Origin of the sequence: Acinetobacter sp. YK3 (assembly GCF_001729365.1) — a bacterium.
In the GTDB taxonomy this organism is placed as follows: Bacteria; Pseudomonadota; Gammaproteobacteria; order Pseudomonadales; family Moraxellaceae; genus Acinetobacter; species Acinetobacter vivianii.
Window position 1 is genome coordinate 1 of record NZ_LZPJ01000081.1, and the last position, 20,685, is coordinate 20,685.

A 20,685-nucleotide genomic window follows, 5' to 3' on the forward strand; every position below is an offset into this window, starting at 1 on the left:
TTAAGTCATAAAAAAGAGTGCATAAGCACTCTTTTTACTGGCACGAACTATCAACAAAACAATCAACTTGTTTTGCATAGAAACCGAGCAACTATTTTTGATTAGAAGCAATTGGCATAAACATTGCTAATTGTAACCAATGTAAAGTTAGGTTTCCAAGGCACTCAAATGAATGATTTTAAATCAAAATATCTAGCCACACTTTTAGTTAGTATCAGCTTATTAACTGGGTGCGATGACGATTCTGACCATCAAGATACAAGTACTCCCACCCCAACCATAACGAAATTTAACTTTGTTGAGGGAACAATTGCTCAAATGCAAACTGCAATTTTAGACGGTGGAACAACTTGTCATCAGGTTGTACAAGGTTATTTAGATCGTATAAATGCATATGATAAACAAGGACCTACTTTAAATAGCATCATCACAATAAATGCGCAGGCTTTAGCTGAAGCTGATAAATTAGATGAATATTTTAAAATAAATAAAAAATTAATAGGGCCATTACACTGTGTAACCGTCTTACCTAAAGATAATATTGATACGTCGGATATGCCTACAAGTGCAGGCTCTAAGGCATTGATGAACAGCCAACCTGAGCAAAATGCATTTATCATTAACAATATTAAGCAAGCCGGAGCAATTATTATTGGTAAGGCTAATTTAGATGAATTTGCATTTAGTTATCAAGGAGATGGAACTCATCCGAATGGTGGTCAAGTTAAAAATGCATATGATTTAGCAAAAGGTCCTGGTGGCTCATCTTCTGGAACAGGTGCAGCAATTGCAGCAAGCTTAGCCATGGTGGGCATTGGTACTGATACAGGAGGATCTATTCGTATCCCTTCCTCTGTAGAGGCATTATATGGCTTAAGACCAAGCCTGAGGTTGATTAGCCAAAGTGGCATCATTCCATTATCTCCATTTCAGGATACGGCTGGCCCAATGTGTCGTAATGTCGAAGATTGTGCACTCTTGATGAATAGTATGGTCGGTTATGATGCATATGGATCTTCGAATCAACGTACCAGTATCGATATTGATGCGATAAATATTGGAAATGCCACGGCTTATCAATTCATGACCAATGTTCCAAATGACTATAAGGTTAGCTTGGATACAAATGGACTGAGAGGAGCAAGAATTGGGGTGGTAAGAGCACTTTTTAGCTCCGCAGATACAGATGAAGCAAAAATAGTAAATCAGGCAATGGAAAGTGCCATTTCTCAATTAAAAGCTGCGGGTGCCATCGTTGAAGATGTAACTATCGATGATTTATCAACTATTTTAACCAAATACACCAGTATGTCTGCATTTCAATTCAAGTCCAGTTTAACGACATACTTACAGTCTTGGTCAAATGCTAAAGATCATCATTATCTCAGCTATGATGAAATTTTAGCTAGCGGTGAGGCACGTAGTAATTTTGGTATTTACAACATCGACTTAACATCATCAGCGATGCAAGCAGCATATCAATTAAATGCTTACGAGCGACCTAATTATGTAAGAACTCGTTTGAATAATGCATTGAATAATTTAAGCGCCGATGGCACGGCTAAAGGGCAAGGATACGATGTTTTGCTATATCCAACCATGCAAGGTTTACCATCCGTAGTGGGTGGTACGCCTAATGCAGGCACAAATAACCGCCTCAGCCCTTTTTCTGGATTTCCAGCGATGAATTTACCTGCTGCAATGGTTAATCAAAGTGATTCCAATATCAAACTTCCAGTCGGAATGGAAATCTTAGGGAGAGAATTTAATGAGCCAGTATTGTTTAAAATAGCTTATGCTTGGCAACAATACGCGCATATTCGACAAGCACCAATCCATACGCCTGAATTAGTACATTAATTGAAATAGGGTAGAATATTTTTATGAATACTCTACCCAATCTTTAGAATATATTTTATGCTTAAAAAAACTTTTATTTTTATTTGCTTATATCATATATCTACTCTTGCTATGGGAGATATTTTCATTTCAACAAAAACACATTCAAATCAAATATCTGAACAAGAATCAGGAATTATTTACTACATTCCTTTTTATATGCGTTTTTCGACCAATAGGCCAGAAGGAAATTTTGAAGACTATGCATTTTGCAAAGGGACGATCAAAAAAAATCAGTTTATAAAGTTAATTCATCCAACTACACATATTTATCGTGGGGATCCTAGAGCAAAAATCATATTTAAAGATGCTATTTTTTTCGTAGATTCCAATGGGATAGCCACTAATTTTGCACAAAATTTTCAAATCGAAGATACAGATATTTTAATCAAAGACATAGAAAATATTAACTTTTGTAATCAATAGATAGAAGACAGTGATGTTCTCTCTCTTGGAGATCACGTTCGCTGTCGTGAAGATCGGATCTATGTTTAATCTTTATTTTTCTCATATTGCTGAATTTCTGTATATTAATAAATATCATAAGATTTTGATATTAAATTATTTATTTCAAAAATAGAGATTTAGAAAAGTTAAGTCATAAAAAAGAGTGCATAAGCACTCTTTTAACACCATACATATCGATTAAAACCGCTTTGTATAGTTCACAAAAAAACGATTTTCACTAAAGTCATTTCCATGTTTTACATCATAATCAATACGTAAGTACTGAAGTGCAAAGCCTTTTAAAGAGGGCTGTTGAAATGCATAATTTAAAATAACATTTGATTCAGTTTCATGGTTTTTTTCACCATTGGCAGTTTTAAAATCATGTCCATACACATACTTCACTAAAGCATTCAGACCCGGAACATAATCTTTAAAATCATAACCGTACATCACATGATATGATTTTTCATCCTTTTTAAAGAATCCTGTGGTATTCCAGTTAATAAAATACAGTTCAGGCAAAAAACCATCAGGCAATGGATAAGCTGATTCACCAATAATTTGCTGGTAACCCACGCCAAAGCTCTGGTTATTCACTTTTAGCATTTCCAGCACCCCAAGATTTTGGGCATCAATCTTGAAGTGATTGCCATCATTTTTGGCATTAAAATATTTAAGCTTGGAATTAAGCGAAAAACTTGGCTGTTTCCATATATGCTCTAGACCAACATACTGTTTGTTATATAAATCTTCCAGATTTCCAAAATAGTACTCCCCTTTTAGACTAGGTGTGAACTGATAACGCAGATCGAGATAATTCAAGCCATCAGAGTATTCAGTTCGACCATTCGAGGTAAAGGAGAAGCGGCGAAAGTCCTCTTCATTACGTGGAGAAACTTTTTCTACCCGTCCAATTTCAGCATACAACTGATCAGAAAGCTGCGACTTTAAATTTGTTCCCCAGTAAGATGTAATTAACTGACGGCTAGCATCTGAAGTGGTTACAGGTAAATCTAGCCATAATTCACCCACACTCAGCAGCGTTTTGTCATAAGCGAGTTTTAAAGTCGCTCCATATTTTAGATAGTCACTTGCCTGCGACTGGGTTTGTCTATCAAAAGGTAAAACCGTATCAGAGACATGCTTATCGGCACTTAAACGGACAGCATATTGAACCGAAGCATCAGCACCAATCCGAATCGGCTGATCTAAAATATGTAAAGGGGTATCGCGCAAATTTGAGGTATAAAACAATGAAGCCCCTTGAGACCAGCTTCCAAAATCTTTGACCTCTGGATTCTGATAATCTCGATTGATCAGCGCATTCTTTAAAGTAAATTTCCATTCATCCTGAATAGGCTGATTTGGATCAAAAGCCCACAATGTCGGGCTTACACCAGAAATCAATGTGCATAAACCAAACGTTAGCGTATGTCTTTTTAGCGTGTACATAAGATAGGTCATCCATAGCAAAGACGCTGTATCATCCTTTGAGACAGCAATTTATTTTTAGGGTGATTATTTGACCTTAGCCTAAAGCCGCTGCAATCTTAGGCTGGTCTTTTTTAAGGCGTTTAATCAATAGCATTGAGATAGCGGCACAAAATGCAGGGATCGCAAGAAGGCTCAAAATCGTAAAACTGGATAGATCTAATGACATTAACCAGCCCCCCATGATTGATCCGACGACAGAGCCTGCCCGTCCAGCCGCATTGGCCCAACTTACCCCTGTAGCACGGCAATGGGTTGGATAAAAACCAGATGAAAAAGCATTCGCACCCACTTGTGAACCACTAATCCCTACGCCTACCCCAAACATGGCAAGCATCAATAACAAGGTATTCGCATGTTCAATCCCAAAACCTAAACAGATGAGGAACATCCCACCTAAAACATAAGCACTGCTGAGGATTCTGGTGGCATCAGACTTATCCATGAGTAAGCCCAATACGATGGCACCTATGGTTCCACCCACCTGAAAGATAGAAGTGAGCCACGATGCATGAGACAAATTAAAACCTGCATTGGTCAGTAATGTTGGCATCCAACTTGAGATCATATAAATAATCAGCAAGCTCATAAAAAAGGTGAACCAAATCAGAAAAGTACCCAAAGCCAGACCTTTACCGAACAAGTCTTTTAAACTCGACTTTTCTACTTCATTTACAGGAGCTACCAAAGCTGGAAGGTTGTTGGCATGCGGCGCAATACGGTGCATGATACTTTCAATTTTCTTTATACTTTTCTTTTTCAAAACTAAAAAGCGAAGTGATTCAGGTAATAGAAAATACAAAAATGGCACCATACATAACGGCGCAAAGCCCCCGATCAACAAAATGCCCTGCCAACCCATCTGCGGTAAAAGTTGAGCAGAAAAAATCCCACCCAGTGCTGAACCAATCGTAAATCCACAAAACATCATGGTGACCAAATTAGAACGGCGAGAAGTAGGCGCATATTCTGAGGTTAAGGTAATCGCATTCGGCAGCGCTCCTCCTAGGCCTAATCCAGTCACAAATCGCCAAATAATCAGCGTTTGAAAGTCGGATGAAAAGGCTGCAAAAATACTGGCACAACCAAACATGATCACCGAACCAATCAAAATCGGTTTACGTCCTAATTTGTCAGATAAAGGGCCAAAAATAAGTGCGCCCGCCATCAGTCCAAATAAACCTGCGCCAAATAACGGCGCGAGTTCCGTGGTTTGTAATCCCCACTCTGCCTTTAATGCAGGCGCAATAAAGCCCACTGCTGCGGTATCAAAACCGTCAATTGCAACAATGAGAAAGCATAAACAGGTAATGAGTTTCTGTAGGTTTGATAACGGCATTTCATCAATAAAATGTTGTACATTCATGCTTTGCCTAGACATATTTACTCCTTTTGCCAATACCATGGCACTTGCAATCCTTAGCGAAGATGTCCAGTTTTATTTATTCTTTGATCTGGACATCTGGTTATCTCCTCAAATTAGGGCGATCACTTGACGTTTACAGTGATACCCGTCAGCCCTGTAATTTCGGCACGCATCACATCACCACGCACCACAGCACCTACGCCTTCAGGTGTCCCGGTAAAAATCAAATCACCAGCTTTAAGTTCAAATAAAGTTGAAAGGTTGGCAATGGTTTCAGAAACAGACCAAATCAAATGACTAATATCACTACGTTGTTCAGTTTTACCGTTGACGGTTAAATGAATATCCGCCTGATTGAGTTCACCGACTTCCGAAATTGGATGAATTGGGCCAATAGGCGCAGAAAAATCAAAAGCCTTTCCAACCTCCCATGGCCGTCCCTGTTCACGCATATTCATTTGTAAATCACGGCGCGTCATGTCCAAGCCTACTGCGTAGCCATAAATATATTGTGCTGCATCTTCTACCGAGACATTCTTGGCATCTTGTCCAATCGCAACCACAAGCTCAATTTCATAGTGATAGTTAGACGTTTCAGTTGGATATGGAATATCTACCGCTTCCTGTTGAACAGGTACAATGGATTCCAGATCGTTTGGCTTACAGAAAAAGAAGGGAGGATCACGATGATCAAAGCCCATTTCACGGGCATGTGCTGCATAATTACGGCCCACACAGTAAACACGACGTACGGGAAATTGCAGTTCTGAGCCATGAATAAATAGGCCCGCTGGTGTCATTGGCTGGAAAATAAATGACATGGCTTGTTCCTTTTTGATAATAGATTCACATACGAGACTTAAAAAGCATCTGCCTGCTGTTCAGGCGCAGCTTTTTGAAACGCCTCAAGCGTCATACAATGCTGATAAACTTCATGAATCAGTGGATAGGCTGAAAGGTCGAGGTTGAAACGCTGGGCAGATACAACTTGTGGAACTAAATAGGCATCTGCAATGGTCGGTTGCTTGCCATAGCAGAACTTTCCGCGATTCTGGTCTTGTTCCAAAATATGCTCTAAAGCTGAAAACCCATCCTGAATCCATCTGGCACACCACGCATTCACCTGACTCTCATCCAGACCAAGTTGGCGTAGATGTTCCAGTACACGCTTATTGTTTAGAGGATGAATATCGCAGCCTATCAAGGCCGCAATAGCACGTACCTTTTCTTTAGCAAGCGCATCTGTAGGTAACAAGGCCGGCTCAGGGTATTGCTCCTCAAGCCATTCAATGATCGCGGGACTTTGTAATAATCTCTCGGATCCTGTATCCAGTACTGGCACAAAACCTTGTGGATTCAGCGCCTTAAATTCCGATTGATGATGTTCATTTTTGGCCAGAGAGACATATTCCATCTCATAATTCAATCCTTTTAGATTCAGGATGATACGGGTACGATGCGATGTCCCGCTGCGGAAAAAACTATAAAGTTTCATATTCCAGCCTCCTCAACCGCAATCTTTGTAAAGCGTTCATAGCTCAACTGACGCTCACGTACGGAATAAAGTCCTAACTTACGTTGCAAAGGAGCTTCATCTGCAATAAAGACATAACATGGCTGCTCAGATGTATTGATTAAATCAATAGCAGCAAAACAAGGGGCACATGCGGTATCCGCTTTGGTCAAACTAAAATGTTGCTGATCTATATTGATCTTTAGCTCGCCTTCAATGACATGAAAGACCTGTGCAGTAGAACGCAAAGGTAAAGATACCGTCTCTTTGGCACGTAACAGTAAAGCGGAATAGCCCAAAATATTTTGACAATCGCGGCCAGTTTCAGGATTAACATATGCGACCTGTATCACCTCTTGCCGCGTTGTGCCTGCGGCTAAAGCGTCCAGCACTTTTTTGGTATCCTTCCATGCATAACGCAACATTGGATAAACAGCGTCTTCACGAATGAAATGAGGGGTTGGGACAATCCCTGCCGCATAATTATGGGTGCTTCCCTGATTAATCGGATCAACTTCTTGACGGCGTCCTTCTTCTACAAAAGAAGCCTCCATGTAATAAACCAGCGGGAGATCCAGAATATCCATCCAGATGACTGGCTGATCCCCGTCATGCCCATGTTCGTGCCACAGCCCAGAAGGCGTCAGGATCATATCACCATGCTCCATGAGGCATTTTTGACCTTCAACCGTGGTATAAGCCCCCTCACCTTCGATAATTAATCTCACCGCATTCGGTGTATGTCTATGCGCTGGTGCCCATTCCTTAGGAAGTAACAATTGCATCCCCAAATACATGGCAGGACTGACTTTCATATTGTCCAAACCATGCCCCGGATTTGCGAGAGCCAAAACTCGGCGCTCAGCCTTTTCAATCGGGGTTAGCTCACCCGCCTGTAACAACAAAGGCTTAATCTGGTGGAAATACCAAGCAGTTGCGAGAGTGTGTGGCTGTGGAGCATGAGGGGGGATAAAGCTTCTTAAATTAGGCCATAATGGCACCAGATTAGATGCCTCAAGTTGTTCACGATAACGTTCAGGTAGTTCTTCTAATGTGCCTAACTGTTCCATCTGTCATTCCTTTCTTGTTGCATTAAGTGCAATCCCAATGCCCATAATTTCATCAAAATCTGGTATTGGATCAATGTAACAACCAGGATGTGTTGAATCTATGCACAAAAAACAATAGGCTGTATTGATAAAATCAATACGGTGATTCATTGATATGTTTGATCTGGATACACGACTGCTCAAAATTTTCTTTGAAATCTATCAATACAAAAGTATTTCCAAAGCGGCTGAACAACTTGAAATTGGGCAGCCGACTTTAAGCATTGCCCTGAATAAACTGAGAGCACATTTTCATGATCCATTGTTTGTACGCATTGGAAATAAAATGCAGCCCACCGAATTGGCTCAACAACTCTACCCAATGATCGTAGAAATCTTGAACCGCTTAAAACTGGTAGAAAATTACAATATTGATTTTGACCCGCAGACCTCAGCCTATCAATTTCGCATTAGCATGACCGATATCAGTCATCTGGTGTTTTTACCTCGTCTGATTAATTATTTACGTCAGCATGCGCCTTCAATTCGTCTGGAAATCCTACCCATTGATAGCCAGACCGCACTCATGATGTCAAATGAAGATATTGACCTCGCCATTGGTTTCCTACCACAGCTCGAAGCGGGTTTTTATCAGCAGACCTTTTTTCAGCAACATTACACTTGTATTGCCAGTCAACAACATCCAAGGCTTACAGGTACACACCTTTCATCCGAGGATTTTTGTCAGGAGTTACATGTTGACATTCTGGCAACTGGAGGACATTTTGTGGTTGAACATGAACTACAGAAACATGGCGTGAATCGAAATATTCTGGTGCGTTTACCCAGCTATCTTGGCGTGGGGCTTATCGTCAGAGATACAGATGCGATTGCGACGATCCCAAATTATCTGGCTCAAGTATTAATGTCACAAGGAGGATTCAAAATTTTTGATCCTCCTTATCAATTTCCTCAGTTCAGCGTAAAGCAGCATTGGCACTCGCGTGTGCACCAGACACCAAGCAACCAATGGCTAAGACAAGTTTGTTTTAAGCTGTTCTCATCATAAATAAAGAGCATCAGGCAGACGCTAGCCCGCCACTTCGAACCTTATTCAGATCCAGCGATGCCTGTTGAAATGGTGATATGTTTGTACTCTATAAAATCATCCATCGCAGCCATTCCATTCATTCGTCCTAAGCCCGAATTTTTAAAACCACCTTCTTCAAACTCATCATAAACGACAGCCCAGTCATTAATCCAAACGGTTCCAGCTTCAAGTTCAGCCGCCACTCGCAATGGTAAATTGACATCTCGACTCCAGACCGACGCAGCTAATCCATATTGATTGTCATTTGCCAGCTCAATCGCTTCCTCTTCGGTATCAAATACCTGTACAGTCAAAACAGGGCCAAAGGTTTCTTCCTGAATAATTTGAAGTGAATTGTCATGCACTTCTAGGAAGGTAGGACGATAAAAAGCACCTTTTGCCAATTCACCTTCCGTAACTGGCCCACCACGAACAATAACTTTAGCACCTTCCGCAATTGCCTTTTCAACAGTGGCATTCACGCGTTCCACATTATTTTTATCGATTAATGGTCCCATATCACTGTTTGGATCGGCGGCTGGGCCAACGTTGACTGCATTTAAACGTTGCGCCAGTTTTTGTTTCAATTCCTCTGCAATTTCACGCTGTACCAGCAAACGTGAACCTGTCATACAAAATTGTCCTGCAAAAATCGTCACGGCTTTTACTAGCTTCGGCAAAACCAGATTCAGATCTGCATCCTTGAATACGATCATTGGTGTTTTACCGCCTAATTCCAGTCCAAACCGCTTCAAATGTTGGGCACCTGCTGCTGAAATGGCCTTGCCTGTTGCAGTACTCCCTGTAAAACTGATCACAGGAACATCTGGCGAATCAATCAGAAGACGAGCTCCAAGACTTTTAGATTCACTAAATAAATGAATCACCCCTTTTGGTAGAGCGGATAGTTCCGAAAAAATTCGGGCAATCAGTGCATTTGTTTGTGCGGTTTGACCAGGCATCTTAATGACCGCTGTCACCCCTGCGGCTAAAGCTGGCGCGAGTGAACGAACCATCAACACAACAGGAGAATTCCACGGCACAATAATGCCTGCCACCCCCATCGGTTCACGTAAAACCATTGAGTAGCTTCCTGGCTTTGGTTCCAGTGCGCGTCCATACTCTGTCAACGTCACAGCAGCATAGTAACGTAACTTGGCAGGAATCATCGTGACTTCAAAAGTTGCTTCAGGCTTAATTTTTCCATTTTCAGTTGCAAGAATCTCAATTAGCTCATCAGCATATAGCTCAAATGCATCTGCCATCTCATTCAGGACTTTTGCTCTCAAATGACGATCACGCTTCCAGCCTGACTTCTTAAATACGGTTTTAGCAGCGGATATAGCTTGTTCTACCTGTTCTGTAGTGACATCTGCATACTGCCCAATTACTTCATATGTTGCAGGATTGATGGATTGTACGTACTGTTGAGAGTCAATCCATTCACCATTAATCCAGTTCTTCGCGAGTCTATCCATTTGTACATCCTAAAATGAAAACAAGAGAGGATCAGCTTAGATATTCCATCTAATATTCTTATTTTTACCGTACTTAACTCTGCCTTCTGACTAGCTTCAGCTCAGGGACTTTATGAGCCACAGGATGAGTCATTGCATTGATTCGGTAAAATCTGACAACTGAAATCCCAATCTTCCCTGACGTCAACTGATAAGCAGGTCGATTTCAAAGAGAGAAAAATACCCTAACAAATGAGGTTTTTTATCCACTAGACCACAATCAACAAAAGCTGGATTCGTTTTTTTCGAACGACCACTTAAACCGACTGCTGTATGGTTTTTTGAATGGCGATATCCCAACTTGGGGTATGCCCGATTTTTTTTGATAGAAATTGAACCAGAGCCTGAATCTTTGGTGAAGCCCGATTCGATACGCGATAAACGATGGATATATTGCCTCCCGATGGAGAAAATGCGGGCAAGATGACTTTGAGTTGTTGCTGGCAAATTGCATCAGCTGCCAAAAAACCTGGCAAAATCGCAATCCCTAACCCCAGTTTTGCGGCCTCCAGTAATTGATGACCACTGTCACTGCGCATATAAGGAGAAATCCGGAAAAACGCCCTTTCCCCATCTACGGGCAATTGCCACATCCCATGAGGTTCACGCGGCAAGTAAAGCAAACCACGATGACGGAAAAGCTCATTTGGATGTGTTGGAGTACCATGGGTCTGTAAGTAATCTGGACTCGCACAAATATAATGACGATTTTCAGCAATGGTTTGGCTGATCAAGTTAGAGTCAGGCAACTCTCCCATACGAATGGCCACATCATAATTTCCATTGTTCAAATTCACAAAATAATCAGACGACTCTATATCCAGTTTCAGATCAGGATACATTTTCATGAATTCTGCCAGATCAGCAGCCAGATACCGAATGCTAAACCCCTGAGGTACAGATAAGCGGAAGTTACCTCTTAAATGATCATGGTGAGCGCTGATTGACTCTTCGAGATGACTGAGCTCAGCCAAAATCTTGATAGACTGCTGATAAAACTCCTGTCCCGCATCTGTACATTGCATGGTTCTGCCGCGATGAATAAGTGCCGTAGCCAAACGTTGTTCGAGTTGTTGAATCCGCTGACTCACGACAGATTTCGTAATACCTAAACGCTTTGCAGCATTGGTAATGCTTCCTGCTTCAATGACAGCAATATAGGTCTGCATTTCTATAATCTGATTCAAACACACCCCCAAAGCGGGTTTTATTTAAGACAGATATTAGGTCTAAGCAAGCCAATTTGAATAGTCTGTTATTGCAATACTCAGCCTTATTCCTGAAACGACCTGAAAAATATCCTTTATTGTTTTATTTTTAGGCCCTTTTTATCAAAATGGATCTCTATGTGCTGACTCAGAAAATCAACGATAGGCCGTAAAACCTGATGCTGACTCGGCCAGTCCTGTTTTGTCATCTCGCCTTTATACTCTTGCGCCATTCGTTGTAAAACAGGCTGATCTTTTTCCTCGAGTTGAGCGATCACCCATTGGGCAGCATGCGACTTAGAAACAATCTCACCCAGACTCAAACTAAAATAGATTCGGCATAAGGCTAAAATCTGATTACGTTCATCACCATCTTCATCCCAATGTGCCACTATTGATGGATAAAGGTCTGCCATCGCTTGCCAAAGTTGCTGATCTGGAATCTCATCTGACCAACTTGTTAAATCTGGCCCAAACAATGTTCGGTGATGCATATGCGCTTTCTTTAACAAAATACTGATGTCTGGATCATTTTGTGCTGACAGCTGCCCTCCATCGATGAGTTCCTCACGCAACCATTCCCCAAACTGTAATTCATAGCTTAAAGGATATCTGCCTGAAATCACTTCTTCTTTGAGCAAGACAGTTACTTCAAGTGCACGCTGCAATCCACCAATTGGATGTGAAAGCGTTAATAAGGCTTGTGCAAGCTGCTGTCGCTGAACGTGTGTTAGAGGTTGAGTCACAACGACCAGAAGATCCAGATCACTTTCCGGGCCTAAACCGCCATCCACAGCCGAACCATACAAGTAAATCGCAAATAATGATTCTGCAAATAGAGCATGTAAATATTCTTGTAACTGCTGAAGCTGAAATTTTTCTGACATTTTCAATCTCCTGAACAGCCGAGCAACTGACATAAAAAAGGCAGGATTTAATCCTGCCTTTTCATTTCATTATTCCCACTCAATCGTTGCTGGTGGTTTAGATGACACGTCATATACAACACGTGAAACATCTTTAATTTCGTTCATGATACGGGTTGAGATTTTATCAACCAATTCGTATGGTAAGTGAGCAAAACGCGCTGTCATAAAGTCAACTGTTTCAACCGCACGAAGTGCAATCACCCATGCATAACGACGACCATCACCGACAACACCCACTGATTTCACAGGTTGGAATACTGCAAATGCTTGTGCAGTTTTGTCGTACCAGCCGCTGTCACGAAGTTCTTGCATAAAGATATCATCAGCAAGACGAAGAATATCAGCATATTCTTTCTTCACTTCACCCAAGATACGCACGCCCAAACCTGGACCTGGGAATGGATGACGGTAAATCATGCTGTGCGGTAAACCAAGTGTTGTACCTAATTTACGTACTTCATCTTTGAACAAGTCACGTAATGGTTCAACCAGATCAAACGCTAAATCTTCTGGTAAACCACCCACATTGTGATGTGATTTGATCACGTGTGCCTTACCTTGTTTGCTTGCAGCAGATTCGATTACGTCTGGGTAAATCGTACCTTGTGCCAAGAATTTCACGCCATCAAGTTTACGTGCTTCTTCTGCAAATACTTCGATAAATTCACGACCAATGATTTTACGTTTTTTCTCAGGATCAACTTCACCTGCCAATGCAGACAAGAAGCGTTGTTCAGCATCTGCACGGATCACACGGATACCCATGTTGTCTGCAAACATTTGCATCACTTGATCACCTTCGTTTAAACGAAGTAAACCATTGTCTACAAATACGCAAGTTAACTGGTCGCCAATCGCTTTGTGTAATAACGCAGCAACGACTGATGAATCCACACCACCAGATAAACCTAATAGAACTTTTTCATCACCAATTTGTGCGCGTAACTGTTCTACACGTAAATCGATGATGTGTTCAGGTGTCCACAGACCACGGCAACCACAAATCTTGTGTACAAAGTTAGACAGTAACTCAGCACCTTTGGCTGTGTGTGTTACTTCTGGATGGAACTGTACGCCATAGAAACGACGAGTTTCATCACTCACCGCAGCAAATGGGCAGCTTGGGGTGCTTGCAGTAACCTGGAAACCTTCAGGAATCGCACTTACTTTATCGCCATGACTCATCCATACGTGAAGCTGGTTCTCGCGATCTTGCAAGTTACCAATCAGATTGTCACGTACCAGAATATCAACTTCTGCATAACCAAACTCATGTACTGTACCTGGCTCTACTTTACCGCCAAGCTGTTCAGACATGGTTTGTAAACCATAGCAAATACCCAACACTGGTACACCAAGTTCAAATACAACTTGCGGTGCGCGTGGGCTTCCTTCTTCATGTACGCTCTCAGGGCCACCTGATAAAATAATCCCGTTCGGATTAAACGCACGAATGTCTTCTTCAGACATATCGAATGCATACATTTCAGAATAGACACCTGCTTCACGTACACGACGTGCAATGAGCTGGCTATATTGAGAGCCGAAATCCAGAATAAGGATACGATCTTCAGTAATTTGAGTATTGGTCGTCATGGTTCATCTTAAAGGCAAATGAATTAAGCGCCACATTCTAACATTTTTCACGCTTTGACGCACCGCAATTCATCATCTATCTTGCATTTTAATCCGGCCTTGCCATCAGCCCTGATATTTAAACTAAAATTTCTCCACAAGCCACTTATTTAAGCGATTTAAATCAACAAAACTCACCGATTCTGCTCAACACAAAACAAAAATTGGTGCTAAGATGATGGCTCGAAATAGGGATTACCATGGAAAGGTATTCAATCGACAGCATCGTTGCCTTTTTATGCGATTGTGATGTCCTTAATTAAAGGAAAAATAAAAAGGTAATACAGCATCTCAAGGTCTTGGTAGATCACCAATGTCCTAAAATATTTTACTATCATCTAGCGCTTGCCCGACCACGAGCAACAATTAGGACTTGAAGGACCAATAAAATAATGTTTCAAGAAATGATTGCGGATTTTCACCAAAATTTCTGGCTATATATTTCCATTCCATTTATCAGCGGCTTTATTGGTTATGTGACCAAAGTCATTGCGATTCAAATGATGTTTTCTCCCCTCGAATTTAAAGGGTTGAGATTATTTGGACTCCCACTCGGATGGCAAGGGATTGTGCCACGCAAAGCTGAAAAAATGGCGACCACAGCCGTTGAGCTAATGACCTCCAAGCTCATCAAACCTGAAGAAATCTTTGCCAGACTTGACCCCAAACGTATTGCACAGGAAATTGAAAAACCGTTAATGGCGGCTGCCGAGGATATTACTCGTGAAGTCGCACAGCAATATCAGCCCGGTTTATGGGAAGGCATGCCAGAGTTCGCCCGTCAAAGACTGATTAAGCGGGTTCAGGCCAAAGCCCCTGAAATTGTTGAACATATTATGAGTGAAGTACAGAAGGATGTTGCCAAGTACTTCGATATCAAGCATATGGTGGTCAACAACCTGCTCAAAGATAAGCGTCTCCTGAATGAAATCTTTAAAAAAGTCGGCAAACAGGAATTCAAATTCTTTAGCAATGTCGGTTTTGTATTTGGTTTCGCAATTGGTGTGGTGCAAATGCTGTGCTGGATCGTCACGCAAGGTAAATATCCATGGATGTTGCCGATGTTTGGCGGCTTCGTCGGTTTCTTTAGTGACTGGATGGCCCTGCAAATGATGTTCCGCCCGTTATATCCGAAAAAGATCATGGGCTATACGTGGCAAGGTTTATTCATTAAACGTCAGAATGAAGTGGCGGCTGATTATGCTGCGTTGATTTCAAAACAGTTACTCACCTCTCGCAACATGATGGAAGAACTATTTTCGGGTACACATTCAGACAAAGTCATCGAACTGGTCAGCCGTCAGGTCAAACAGGAAATTGATTTACAGGCAGGTATTGTTCGACCACTGGTGGTCTATGCAATCGGCGGTGAGAAATATCAAAACCTGAAAGCTGATGTGGCTGAACGTATTTTAAAACAGCTTCCAGACACCATGCGCTACGTTGAATCTTATGCTGAAGACGCGATGAATGTACGCAATACCTTAGTTGAGCGCATGCAAAAACTAAGCCCCGAAGAATTCGAAGGAATGCTACGTCCAGCCTTTAAAGAAGACGAATGGTCTTTGATTATTGTCGGTGCGGTGCTTGGTTTCCTTGTGGGGGAAATGCAGATTCACTTTATGCTTTAAAAAATATGATACTCAATAAAAAAGGAAGCTTCAGCTTCCTTTTTTTAATTAATGGGCATGTTTTTCAATTTTGACAACTTCGATATCAGTCGGCTTATAACGATGTGTATCAACTTCACCGACGAGACGCACATGATCACCGACTTTTAGGTTTGCTTGACGCCAGATATCATCATCAATTTCGACACCAATCGTCCCGCTCTTATCTTTAAACTCATAATGATCACCTTTCAGATGTTTAGTGATCTGGCCTGTCAATGTAATGCCAGTTTCATCAGCAAGTTTCGCCACCTGACTGACGGTTACGACATTCTTCGCTGCTTCCTGCACAATGACATGGTCATCTTTACCTGCCCAAGTCGCTGTTGATAATCCCGCTAAAACTACAATCCCACAACTCGCGATGATTTTTTTCATTTCATTTCCTGTTTTGTTCTAAAGTCTTATGATCTAAACAGAAATAGTCGCTCATGTCGGCTTAAGTTTGTAATCAAGCGTAATTCATGTAAGTCATACAAAGGCTTAGCCCCGCTGATGAAAGCAGGGCAATGTATTGCAATGTTATTTTTCAATTAGGTGATCAAGGCTAAAACGGCCTGCACCATACAACATGAGCGCGAAGAAACCACCTGCCATCGCAAAATTCTTCATAAAGTTAATCGCATCTTCGGCACCATTATGAAAGATAAATGCAGTGAGAATGCTAAAGATACCCAAGCCCAGCGATGCAAAACGTGTCTGGAAGCCAAACAGTAGAGCCAGACCACCTCCGAACTCCATCAGAATCACCAACGGAAGTAACGCAGCTGGTACGCCCATTGATTCCATATAGCCAGCAGTACCTGCATAACCTACAATCTTGCCCCAACCAGCAACAAGAAAGATATAAGCCAGTAATAAACGTGCAACTAAAATGACACCATTTGCTACGCCAGATTGCGTTACGATATTTTTTACAACAACATTCGGATTAAACATGGTTGGTTCCACACTGTTTGTTTTTTAACATGTAGCCAGTTTATGTATCTTTGTTTATGCAATAAACACCATATTAGTTAACATATCGTTCTTTATTTGCAACAATAAAAAGATTAAATCGGCTTTCCGATCAAATGTTTCCCTTGCAAAGTTACTAATTAATTAGCTTTTTATACTGACATTCTAATGATGCACTGCTAGGATTTAGTCCACATTTATAGTGTTAACATCTTCATGGAACTCATTGATTTTATTCTGCACGTTGACGAACACCTTTTAGAATTTATTACCAATTATGGCGTGTGGATTTATGCCATTTTATTTTTAATTATTTTTGTTGAAACTGGTTTAGTGGTGATGCCATTTTTACCAGGTGACAGTCTGTTATTTGCAGCAGGTGCATTGGCTGCTTCAACAGGTGCAATGGATCCATGGGTTTTAGGTATTTTATTATTTATCGCAGCGGTACTCGGCGATACCGTAAATTACCACATTGGTCGCTACATTGGCCCGCGCGTTTTTGAAACCAATTCTCGTTTTATCAATAAACAACATCTGATCAAGACCCAGCATTTCTTTGAACGTCATGGCGGTAAAACGATTATTTTTGCCCGTTTTGTACCCTTTGCCCGTACTTTTGCTCCATTCGTGGCAGGTGCAGGCAGCATGAACTATAAGTATTTCCTGACCTATAACGTGATTGGCGCATTCTGCTGGATTGCATCGTTTATTACACTGGGTTATTTATTTGGCAACATGCCAATCGTGAAGGATAATTTCACTCACTTAATTTTCGGTATTATTATTATCAGTGTCTTACCGGGTGTGATTGGTTTTATTCGTCAAAAACTGAGTAACCGCAAAGGCCAATAAATCAAATTTCGGTTTAAAACAAACGAAAGATCATTGGTAACATACAAATCAGCAATAACACAGCCGATCCTTTATATAAATGATCGGCTTTAATTCCAATCAAGCTCCCTGCCAATAAAGCACGTCCAAATAACATCCAGAAAATACTGACGGGCAAAAGCACCAGACTAAACACTGCAAAAACTATGGCTGCATTTTCGAGTGAATTCCAGGTTTCGCTTGGGAAAATTCCTGCTGCCAACAAAACCGTTTTCGGGTTCTTTAAGGTCGACATAAACAGTTGTCTTTTACGGATATGCGGATGATGCTGATCGTGTTTTTGTAGATGCGAGCTTTTCCAGAGATGAAAAGCCATCCAAAGTACATAGAGCAAACTGGCTGTATGTAAAATTGCGCCCAATGCGGGCCAGATCGGATCAAAAAGATGAATGAACAGCGCCCATAAACTAATGCCGTACAAATATCCCAACCATTCGATTGGAATAAATTTCATGGTTTTAGGTACACCTTGTTGGTGGGTTGCACTGGCAAGTAAAGCGTTGGTCGGACCTGGAATCAGTAACACTGCCAACATCGCCAAAACAAAAAACCAACTCTCAATCATACACATACCGAACGACTATACATGGGCGCCACCTTAAACGAATTTAGGGCAAAAATACAAATTTCGGTAATAAAAACAGCAGGTAAAATACAGGAATTTAGGATAAATAAATTTTTAAGCGATTAATTTTTATCATTATTTTTTGAAACATTTTGCGATAATTTAGTTACTTATCACCATAACGAATTATGGTGATAAGGAGGCAAAAATTATGATTTTGGACGTTGTTTTACGATAATTGGGCAGCCTTTAAACTTCGCAGCCTGCACGATCGCATCTTGCTGTCCCATCACTTTGGCAAGTTCGGTATTCTTGGTATTCATCGACTGGCCCATATTTACAGAGATAGATGGCCCAAAGCCCCAACCGCCTCGGCCCCAGCCACCACCGAGTCCAACACCCACGCCCATACCGGTACGTTTTGGTGTTTCTACGCCATTTTCAATATAGAGCTGAATACGGTTGTACTCGGCTTGTAGTTGCTGGCAGTTCAAGGTCTGATATTGCGTAGGTGAAACATAAGCTGGCTTAACCGTTGATGCACAAGCACCCAAGAGCATACTTGCTGCCAAAACAGGCATCCAATATAAGCGTTTCATAGTGTTCTCTTATTTCTTAGATTCAATCTCATTGAACAGGGTGACATAAGCAAGTGTCAATTTATGTTCAGATGCCAAATGAACCAGTGGTAAATTCTTTTGATGTGATTCTTTCATCAAGATCGAGGGCGGCAACATGCTATCGAGCACAGGCAAGCCTTCATCTTTTAATTGTTGAACCACTTCTCGAGGTAATTTTGCCTGAGACTGGAACTGATTGACCACAATTCCCTCAATCTCAAGGCGATCATTATGATCATCTTGGGTTTCGAGGACATTTTCAATCAAAGTTTGTAACGCACGTTTTGAGAACACATCACAATCAAATGGAATCAACACGCGATCTGCTGAAATCAGCGCAGATAAAGTAAAGAAGTTAAAGGCAGGTGGTGTATCAATAAAGATACGGTCATAACGCGCGCTGAGTGACTGAATTGAATCACGTAATTTATAAATTTTATGTTTACTTTCCAGTGCATGCTCTAGACTGCCCAGACTTGGACTGGCAGGAATGACATCCAGATTTTCAAATGACGAGCGGTGAACAAAACTATCCAGACCTTTGCCACGAGGTGCTTTTAAAATCGAACCAATGGCATTACCAATCAGGCCTTTTTGCTGTGTAGTGCCTAAAACATCATCAAAGAAATTTTCAATATTGGGTTCTAACGCTGCTTTGTCCGCAGAATAGGTTGCATCTTCACCTAACAGGTACTGGCTCGAATTTGCTTGTGGATCAAGATCAATGACCAGTGTTCTCAGGCCCTGTTTTGCACTAATTGCAGCCAGATTGACGGTAATACTTGATTTCCCCACACCACCTTTCTGGTTAAACACCACACGCGTTAACATGATTTCCCTCTACCCTATTTTTTTTAAACTGCACGCAGTTTAACCTAGTGCAAAAACAATTTCTAAAACAATGTCCAACAATCAGGCAAAAACTGGTTTAATCATCACAAGACCGAGAATCCCGACCATAGCCACTGTACCGATCAACAAGCCTGCACGGCGTTGTTCCAATAAGATACTACTGTCTTGCTTATAGGTTTTGATCAATGACGACCACAATACAAAGAACAGGATGACTTTGGCATAGAACCACGGCTGTACATCAAAGTTCTTCATCGCCAGCAATATCGCACCCGTAACAATAATCAGGGTCAACGATAAATGCTGTAAGCCGACCATCGCTTTACGGGCCTTTAGATTAGGCTGCTGATCCTGTACACCCACAAATAATGTTGAACCGCGTAATACAAAAGCAATAATCAGCAAGCTCATTGCAATCATATGAATCATTTTAGTGATGAAATGTACGTCCATGATCCGTCCTTAACCTTTTGGTGCATGTGCACATTCAGGGCTAGCAGGTGCTTCACCTTGCCATTCATCTGGTACATAAGCATGAATTGCCAAAGCATGGATACGACCTGGGCTCATTAATTCCGCTGCAACGGCATAAATTTTTTGATGACGCTGTACCAGACGCAAGCCTTTAAATTCATCGCTCACCACAATCACTTTGAAATGTGATTCTTTACCTGGGAAATAACCGCCATGCCCCGCTGACTCATTGAGCACTTCGAGATGGGTGGGTGCCAGTGTTTGTAAACGTTCAATCAACTGTTGTTCTAAGTTCATGAGTCAGGCTGTCCGGTCAGATTGAGATAGCTCATTAGTATACATGACCTCACTTGAAGCGAAACTTTTATCCATTTTTTTGCTTTTAAGCTGTTTTTTCCATGAAAATGCTTTTATTTTATGCAATTAAACAATTTCTTTGCATAAAGTTGTTGACCCTCATTTTGCTTAATGTATTATAGCTGGCACGCGGGAATAGCTCAGTTGGT

The 20,685-nt window shown here is 41.3% G+C and carries 21 protein-coding genes; 5 read left to right on the plus strand and 16 right to left on the minus strand.

Going from position 1 to position 20,685, the window contains the following annotated elements:
• The first annotated feature begins 168 nt into the window (after positions 1-168).
• Both A9Z07_RS08135 and A9Z07_RS08140 read left to right on the plus strand, forming a co-directional pair.
• Positions 169-1,860, plus strand: a complete 1,692-nt coding sequence (locus A9Z07_RS08135) for an amidase (RefSeq protein WP_069577899.1) — start codon at positions 169-171, stop codon at positions 1,858-1,860.
• A gap of 57 nt (positions 1,861-1,917) precedes the next feature.
• Positions 1,918-2,325 (plus strand): hypothetical protein, encoded by a 408-nt coding sequence (locus tag A9Z07_RS08140; protein ID WP_062846342.1) that lies wholly within the window; start codon positions 1,918-1,920, stop codon positions 2,323-2,325.
• A gap of 219 nt (positions 2,326-2,544) precedes the next feature.
• Here the strand turns inward: A9Z07_RS08140 and A9Z07_RS08145 are convergent, their stop codons facing one another.
• The 5 genes from A9Z07_RS08145 to A9Z07_RS08165 all read right to left on the minus strand — a co-directional run bounded on the left by A9Z07_RS08145 (position 2,545) and on the right by A9Z07_RS08165 (position 7,789).
• Positions 2,545-3,813, minus strand: a complete 1,269-nt coding sequence (locus tag A9Z07_RS08145; RefSeq protein WP_413772625.1) for an OprD family outer membrane porin — start codon at positions 3,811-3,813, stop codon at positions 2,545-2,547.
• Between the two features lie 64 nt (positions 3,814-3,877).
• The gene (locus tag A9Z07_RS08150) at positions 3,878-5,221 is read right to left on the minus strand and encodes an MFS transporter (protein WP_069577901.1); all 1,344 of its coding nucleotides are present in this window, start codon (positions 5,219-5,221) and stop codon (positions 3,878-3,880) included.
• Between the two features lie 107 nt (positions 5,222-5,328).
• Entirely contained in the window at positions 5,329-6,027 is a 699-nt protein-coding gene (locus A9Z07_RS08155; RefSeq protein WP_004773265.1) for a fumarylacetoacetate hydrolase family protein, read from the minus strand.
• Between the two features lie 38 nt (positions 6,028-6,065).
• A complete protein-coding gene (gene maiA / locus A9Z07_RS08160; protein ID WP_069577902.1) occupies positions 6,066-6,701 on the minus strand; it encodes a maleylacetoacetate isomerase in 636 nt (211 codons plus the stop codon).
• A complete protein-coding gene (locus A9Z07_RS08165) occupies positions 6,698-7,789 on the minus strand; it encodes a cupin domain-containing protein (protein ID WP_069577903.1) in 1,092 nt (363 codons plus the stop codon). Before A9Z07_RS08165 ends, maiA begins: the two co-directional genes overlap by 4 nt.
• 154 nt (positions 7,790-7,943) lie before the next feature.
• On the opposite strand from A9Z07_RS08165, the gene A9Z07_RS08170 reads away from it, so the two are divergent.
• The gene (locus tag A9Z07_RS08170; protein WP_069577904.1) at positions 7,944-8,837 is read left to right on the plus strand and encodes a LysR family transcriptional regulator; all 894 of its coding nucleotides are present in this window, start codon (positions 7,944-7,946) and stop codon (positions 8,835-8,837) included.
• A 41-nt stretch (positions 8,838-8,878) separates the two neighbouring features.
• Here A9Z07_RS08170 and A9Z07_RS08175 read toward each other — a convergent pair whose 3' ends face one another.
• The 4 genes from A9Z07_RS08175 to guaA form a co-directional block, all read right to left on the minus strand.
• A complete protein-coding gene (locus A9Z07_RS08175; protein ID WP_069577905.1) occupies positions 8,879-10,336 on the minus strand; it encodes an aldehyde dehydrogenase family protein in 1,458 nt (485 codons plus the stop codon).
• 296 nt (positions 10,337-10,632) lie between these two features.
• Complete coding sequence (locus tag A9Z07_RS08180) at positions 10,633-11,562, minus strand: LysR family transcriptional regulator (protein WP_069577906.1); 930 nt, start codon at positions 11,560-11,562, stop codon at positions 10,633-10,635.
• Between the two features lie 116 nt (positions 11,563-11,678).
• Positions 11,679-12,470 (minus strand): ANT(3'')-II family aminoglycoside nucleotidyltransferase, encoded by a 792-nt coding sequence (locus A9Z07_RS08185; RefSeq protein ID WP_069577907.1) that lies wholly within the window; start codon positions 12,468-12,470, stop codon positions 11,679-11,681.
• 69 nt (positions 12,471-12,539) lie between these two features.
• Positions 12,540-14,108, minus strand: a complete 1,569-nt coding sequence (gene guaA, locus A9Z07_RS08190; protein WP_005255720.1) for a glutamine-hydrolyzing GMP synthase — start codon at positions 14,106-14,108, stop codon at positions 12,540-12,542.
• A gap of 443 nt (positions 14,109-14,551) precedes the next feature.
• On the opposite strand from guaA, the gene A9Z07_RS08195 reads away from it, so the two are divergent.
• Positions 14,552-15,778, plus strand: coding sequence for a DUF445 family protein (locus A9Z07_RS08195; RefSeq protein ID WP_171062171.1), 1,227 nt, complete (start codon positions 14,552-14,554; stop codon positions 15,776-15,778).
• 48 nt (positions 15,779-15,826) lie between these two features.
• Here A9Z07_RS08195 and A9Z07_RS08200 read toward each other — a convergent pair whose 3' ends face one another.
• Together A9Z07_RS08200 and A9Z07_RS08205 are read right to left on the minus strand one after the other, a co-directional pair.
• Positions 15,827-16,195, minus strand: coding sequence for a NirD/YgiW/YdeI family stress tolerance protein (locus tag A9Z07_RS08200; protein WP_005255721.1), 369 nt, complete (start codon positions 16,193-16,195; stop codon positions 15,827-15,829).
• Between the two features lie 144 nt (positions 16,196-16,339).
• Positions 16,340-16,756 (minus strand): DoxX family protein, encoded by a 417-nt coding sequence (locus A9Z07_RS08205; RefSeq protein ID WP_004773284.1) that lies wholly within the window; start codon positions 16,754-16,756, stop codon positions 16,340-16,342.
• 234 nt (positions 16,757-16,990) lie between these two features.
• On the opposite strand from A9Z07_RS08205, the gene A9Z07_RS08210 reads away from it, so the two are divergent.
• The gene (locus A9Z07_RS08210) at positions 16,991-17,629 is read left to right on the plus strand and encodes a DedA family protein (RefSeq protein WP_004773285.1); all 639 of its coding nucleotides are present in this window, start codon (positions 16,991-16,993) and stop codon (positions 17,627-17,629) included.
• A gap of 13 nt (positions 17,630-17,642) precedes the next feature.
• On the opposite strand, the gene A9Z07_RS08215 is transcribed toward A9Z07_RS08210, so the two are convergent.
• The 5 genes from A9Z07_RS08215 to A9Z07_RS08235 all read right to left on the minus strand — a co-directional run bounded on the left by A9Z07_RS08215 (position 17,643) and on the right by A9Z07_RS08235 (position 20,476).
• The gene (locus tag A9Z07_RS08215) at positions 17,643-18,233 is read right to left on the minus strand and encodes a LysE family translocator (protein ID WP_047433081.1); all 591 of its coding nucleotides are present in this window, start codon (positions 18,231-18,233) and stop codon (positions 17,643-17,645) included.
• Positions 18,234-18,442: 209 nt separating this feature from the next.
• Complete coding sequence (locus A9Z07_RS08220) at positions 18,443-18,832, minus strand: hypothetical protein (RefSeq protein WP_004773289.1); 390 nt, start codon at positions 18,830-18,832, stop codon at positions 18,443-18,445.
• A 9-nt stretch (positions 18,833-18,841) separates the two neighbouring features.
• On the minus strand, positions 18,842-19,684 hold the full coding sequence (locus tag A9Z07_RS08225; protein WP_004773290.1) for a ParA family protein: 843 nt from the start codon (positions 19,682-19,684) through the stop codon (positions 18,842-18,844).
• Between the two features lie 81 nt (positions 19,685-19,765).
• Positions 19,766-20,158 (minus strand): SirB2 family protein, encoded by a 393-nt coding sequence (locus tag A9Z07_RS08230; RefSeq protein ID WP_069577908.1) that lies wholly within the window; start codon positions 20,156-20,158, stop codon positions 19,766-19,768.
• Between the two features lie 9 nt (positions 20,159-20,167).
• Positions 20,168-20,476: a BolA family protein gene (locus tag A9Z07_RS08235; RefSeq protein WP_004773293.1), complete on the minus strand. Its 309-nt coding sequence runs from the start codon at positions 20,474-20,476 to the stop codon at positions 20,168-20,170.
• Positions 20,477-20,685: the final 209 nt, after the last annotated feature.

What these genes read in the sequence shown, in the direction of transcription:
- A9Z07_RS08235 (WP_004773293.1), bottom strand. Translation starts at nt 20,476, where the DNA reads ATGAACTTAGAACAACAGTTGATTGAACGTTTACAAACACTGGCACCC.
- A9Z07_RS08205 (WP_004773284.1), bottom strand. Translation starts at nt 16,756, where the DNA reads ATGTTTAATCCGAATGTTGTTGTAAAAAATATCGTAACGCAATCTGGC.
- guaA (WP_005255720.1), bottom strand. Translation starts at nt 14,108, where the DNA reads ATGACGACCAATACTCAAATTACTGAAGATCGTATCCTTATTCTGGAT.
- A9Z07_RS08175 (WP_069577905.1), bottom strand. Translation starts at nt 10,336, where the DNA reads ATGGATAGACTCGCGAAGAACTGGATTAATGGTGAATGGATTGACTCT.
- A9Z07_RS08200 (WP_005255721.1), bottom strand. Translation starts at nt 16,195, where the DNA reads ATGAAAAAAATCATCGCGAGTTGTGGGATTGTAGTTTTAGCGGGATTA.
- A9Z07_RS08150 (WP_069577901.1), bottom strand. Translation starts at nt 5,221, where the DNA reads ATGTCTAGGCAAAGCATGAATGTACAACATTTTATTGATGAAATGCCG.
- A9Z07_RS08185 (WP_069577907.1), bottom strand. Translation starts at nt 12,470, where the DNA reads ATGTCAGAAAAATTTCAGCTTCAGCAGTTACAAGAATATTTACATGCT.
- A9Z07_RS08155 (WP_004773265.1), bottom strand. Translation starts at nt 6,027, where the DNA reads ATGTCATTTATTTTCCAGCCAATGACACCAGCGGGCCTATTTATTCAT.
- A9Z07_RS08230 (WP_069577908.1), bottom strand. Translation starts at nt 20,158, where the DNA reads ATGGACGTACATTTCATCACTAAAATGATTCATATGATTGCAATGAGC.
- A9Z07_RS08215 (WP_047433081.1), bottom strand. Translation starts at nt 18,233, where the DNA reads ATGATTGAGAGTTGGTTTTTTGTTTTGGCGATGTTGGCAGTGTTACTG.
- A9Z07_RS08135 (WP_069577899.1), top strand. Translation starts at nt 169, where the DNA reads ATGAATGATTTTAAATCAAAATATCTAGCCACACTTTTAGTTAGTATC.
- A9Z07_RS08165 (WP_069577903.1), bottom strand. Translation starts at nt 7,789, where the DNA reads ATGGAACAGTTAGGCACATTAGAAGAACTACCTGAACGTTATCGTGAA.
- A9Z07_RS08145 (WP_413772625.1), bottom strand. Translation starts at nt 3,813, where the DNA reads ATGACCTATCTTATGTACACGCTAAAAAGACATACGCTAACGTTTGGT.
- A9Z07_RS08170 (WP_069577904.1), top strand. Translation starts at nt 7,944, where the DNA reads ATGTTTGATCTGGATACACGACTGCTCAAAATTTTCTTTGAAATCTAT.
- A9Z07_RS08140 (WP_062846342.1), top strand. Translation starts at nt 1,918, where the DNA reads ATGCTTAAAAAAACTTTTATTTTTATTTGCTTATATCATATATCTACT.
- maiA (WP_069577902.1), bottom strand. Translation starts at nt 6,701, where the DNA reads ATGAAACTTTATAGTTTTTTCCGCAGCGGGACATCGCATCGTACCCGT.
- A9Z07_RS08220 (WP_004773289.1), bottom strand. Translation starts at nt 18,832, where the DNA reads ATGAAACGCTTATATTGGATGCCTGTTTTGGCAGCAAGTATGCTCTTG.
- A9Z07_RS08225 (WP_004773290.1), bottom strand. Translation starts at nt 19,684, where the DNA reads ATGTTAACGCGTGTGGTGTTTAACCAGAAAGGTGGTGTGGGGAAATCA.
- A9Z07_RS08195 (WP_171062171.1), top strand. Translation starts at nt 14,552, where the DNA reads ATGATTGCGGATTTTCACCAAAATTTCTGGCTATATATTTCCATTCCA.
- A9Z07_RS08210 (WP_004773285.1), top strand. Translation starts at nt 16,991, where the DNA reads ATGGAACTCATTGATTTTATTCTGCACGTTGACGAACACCTTTTAGAA.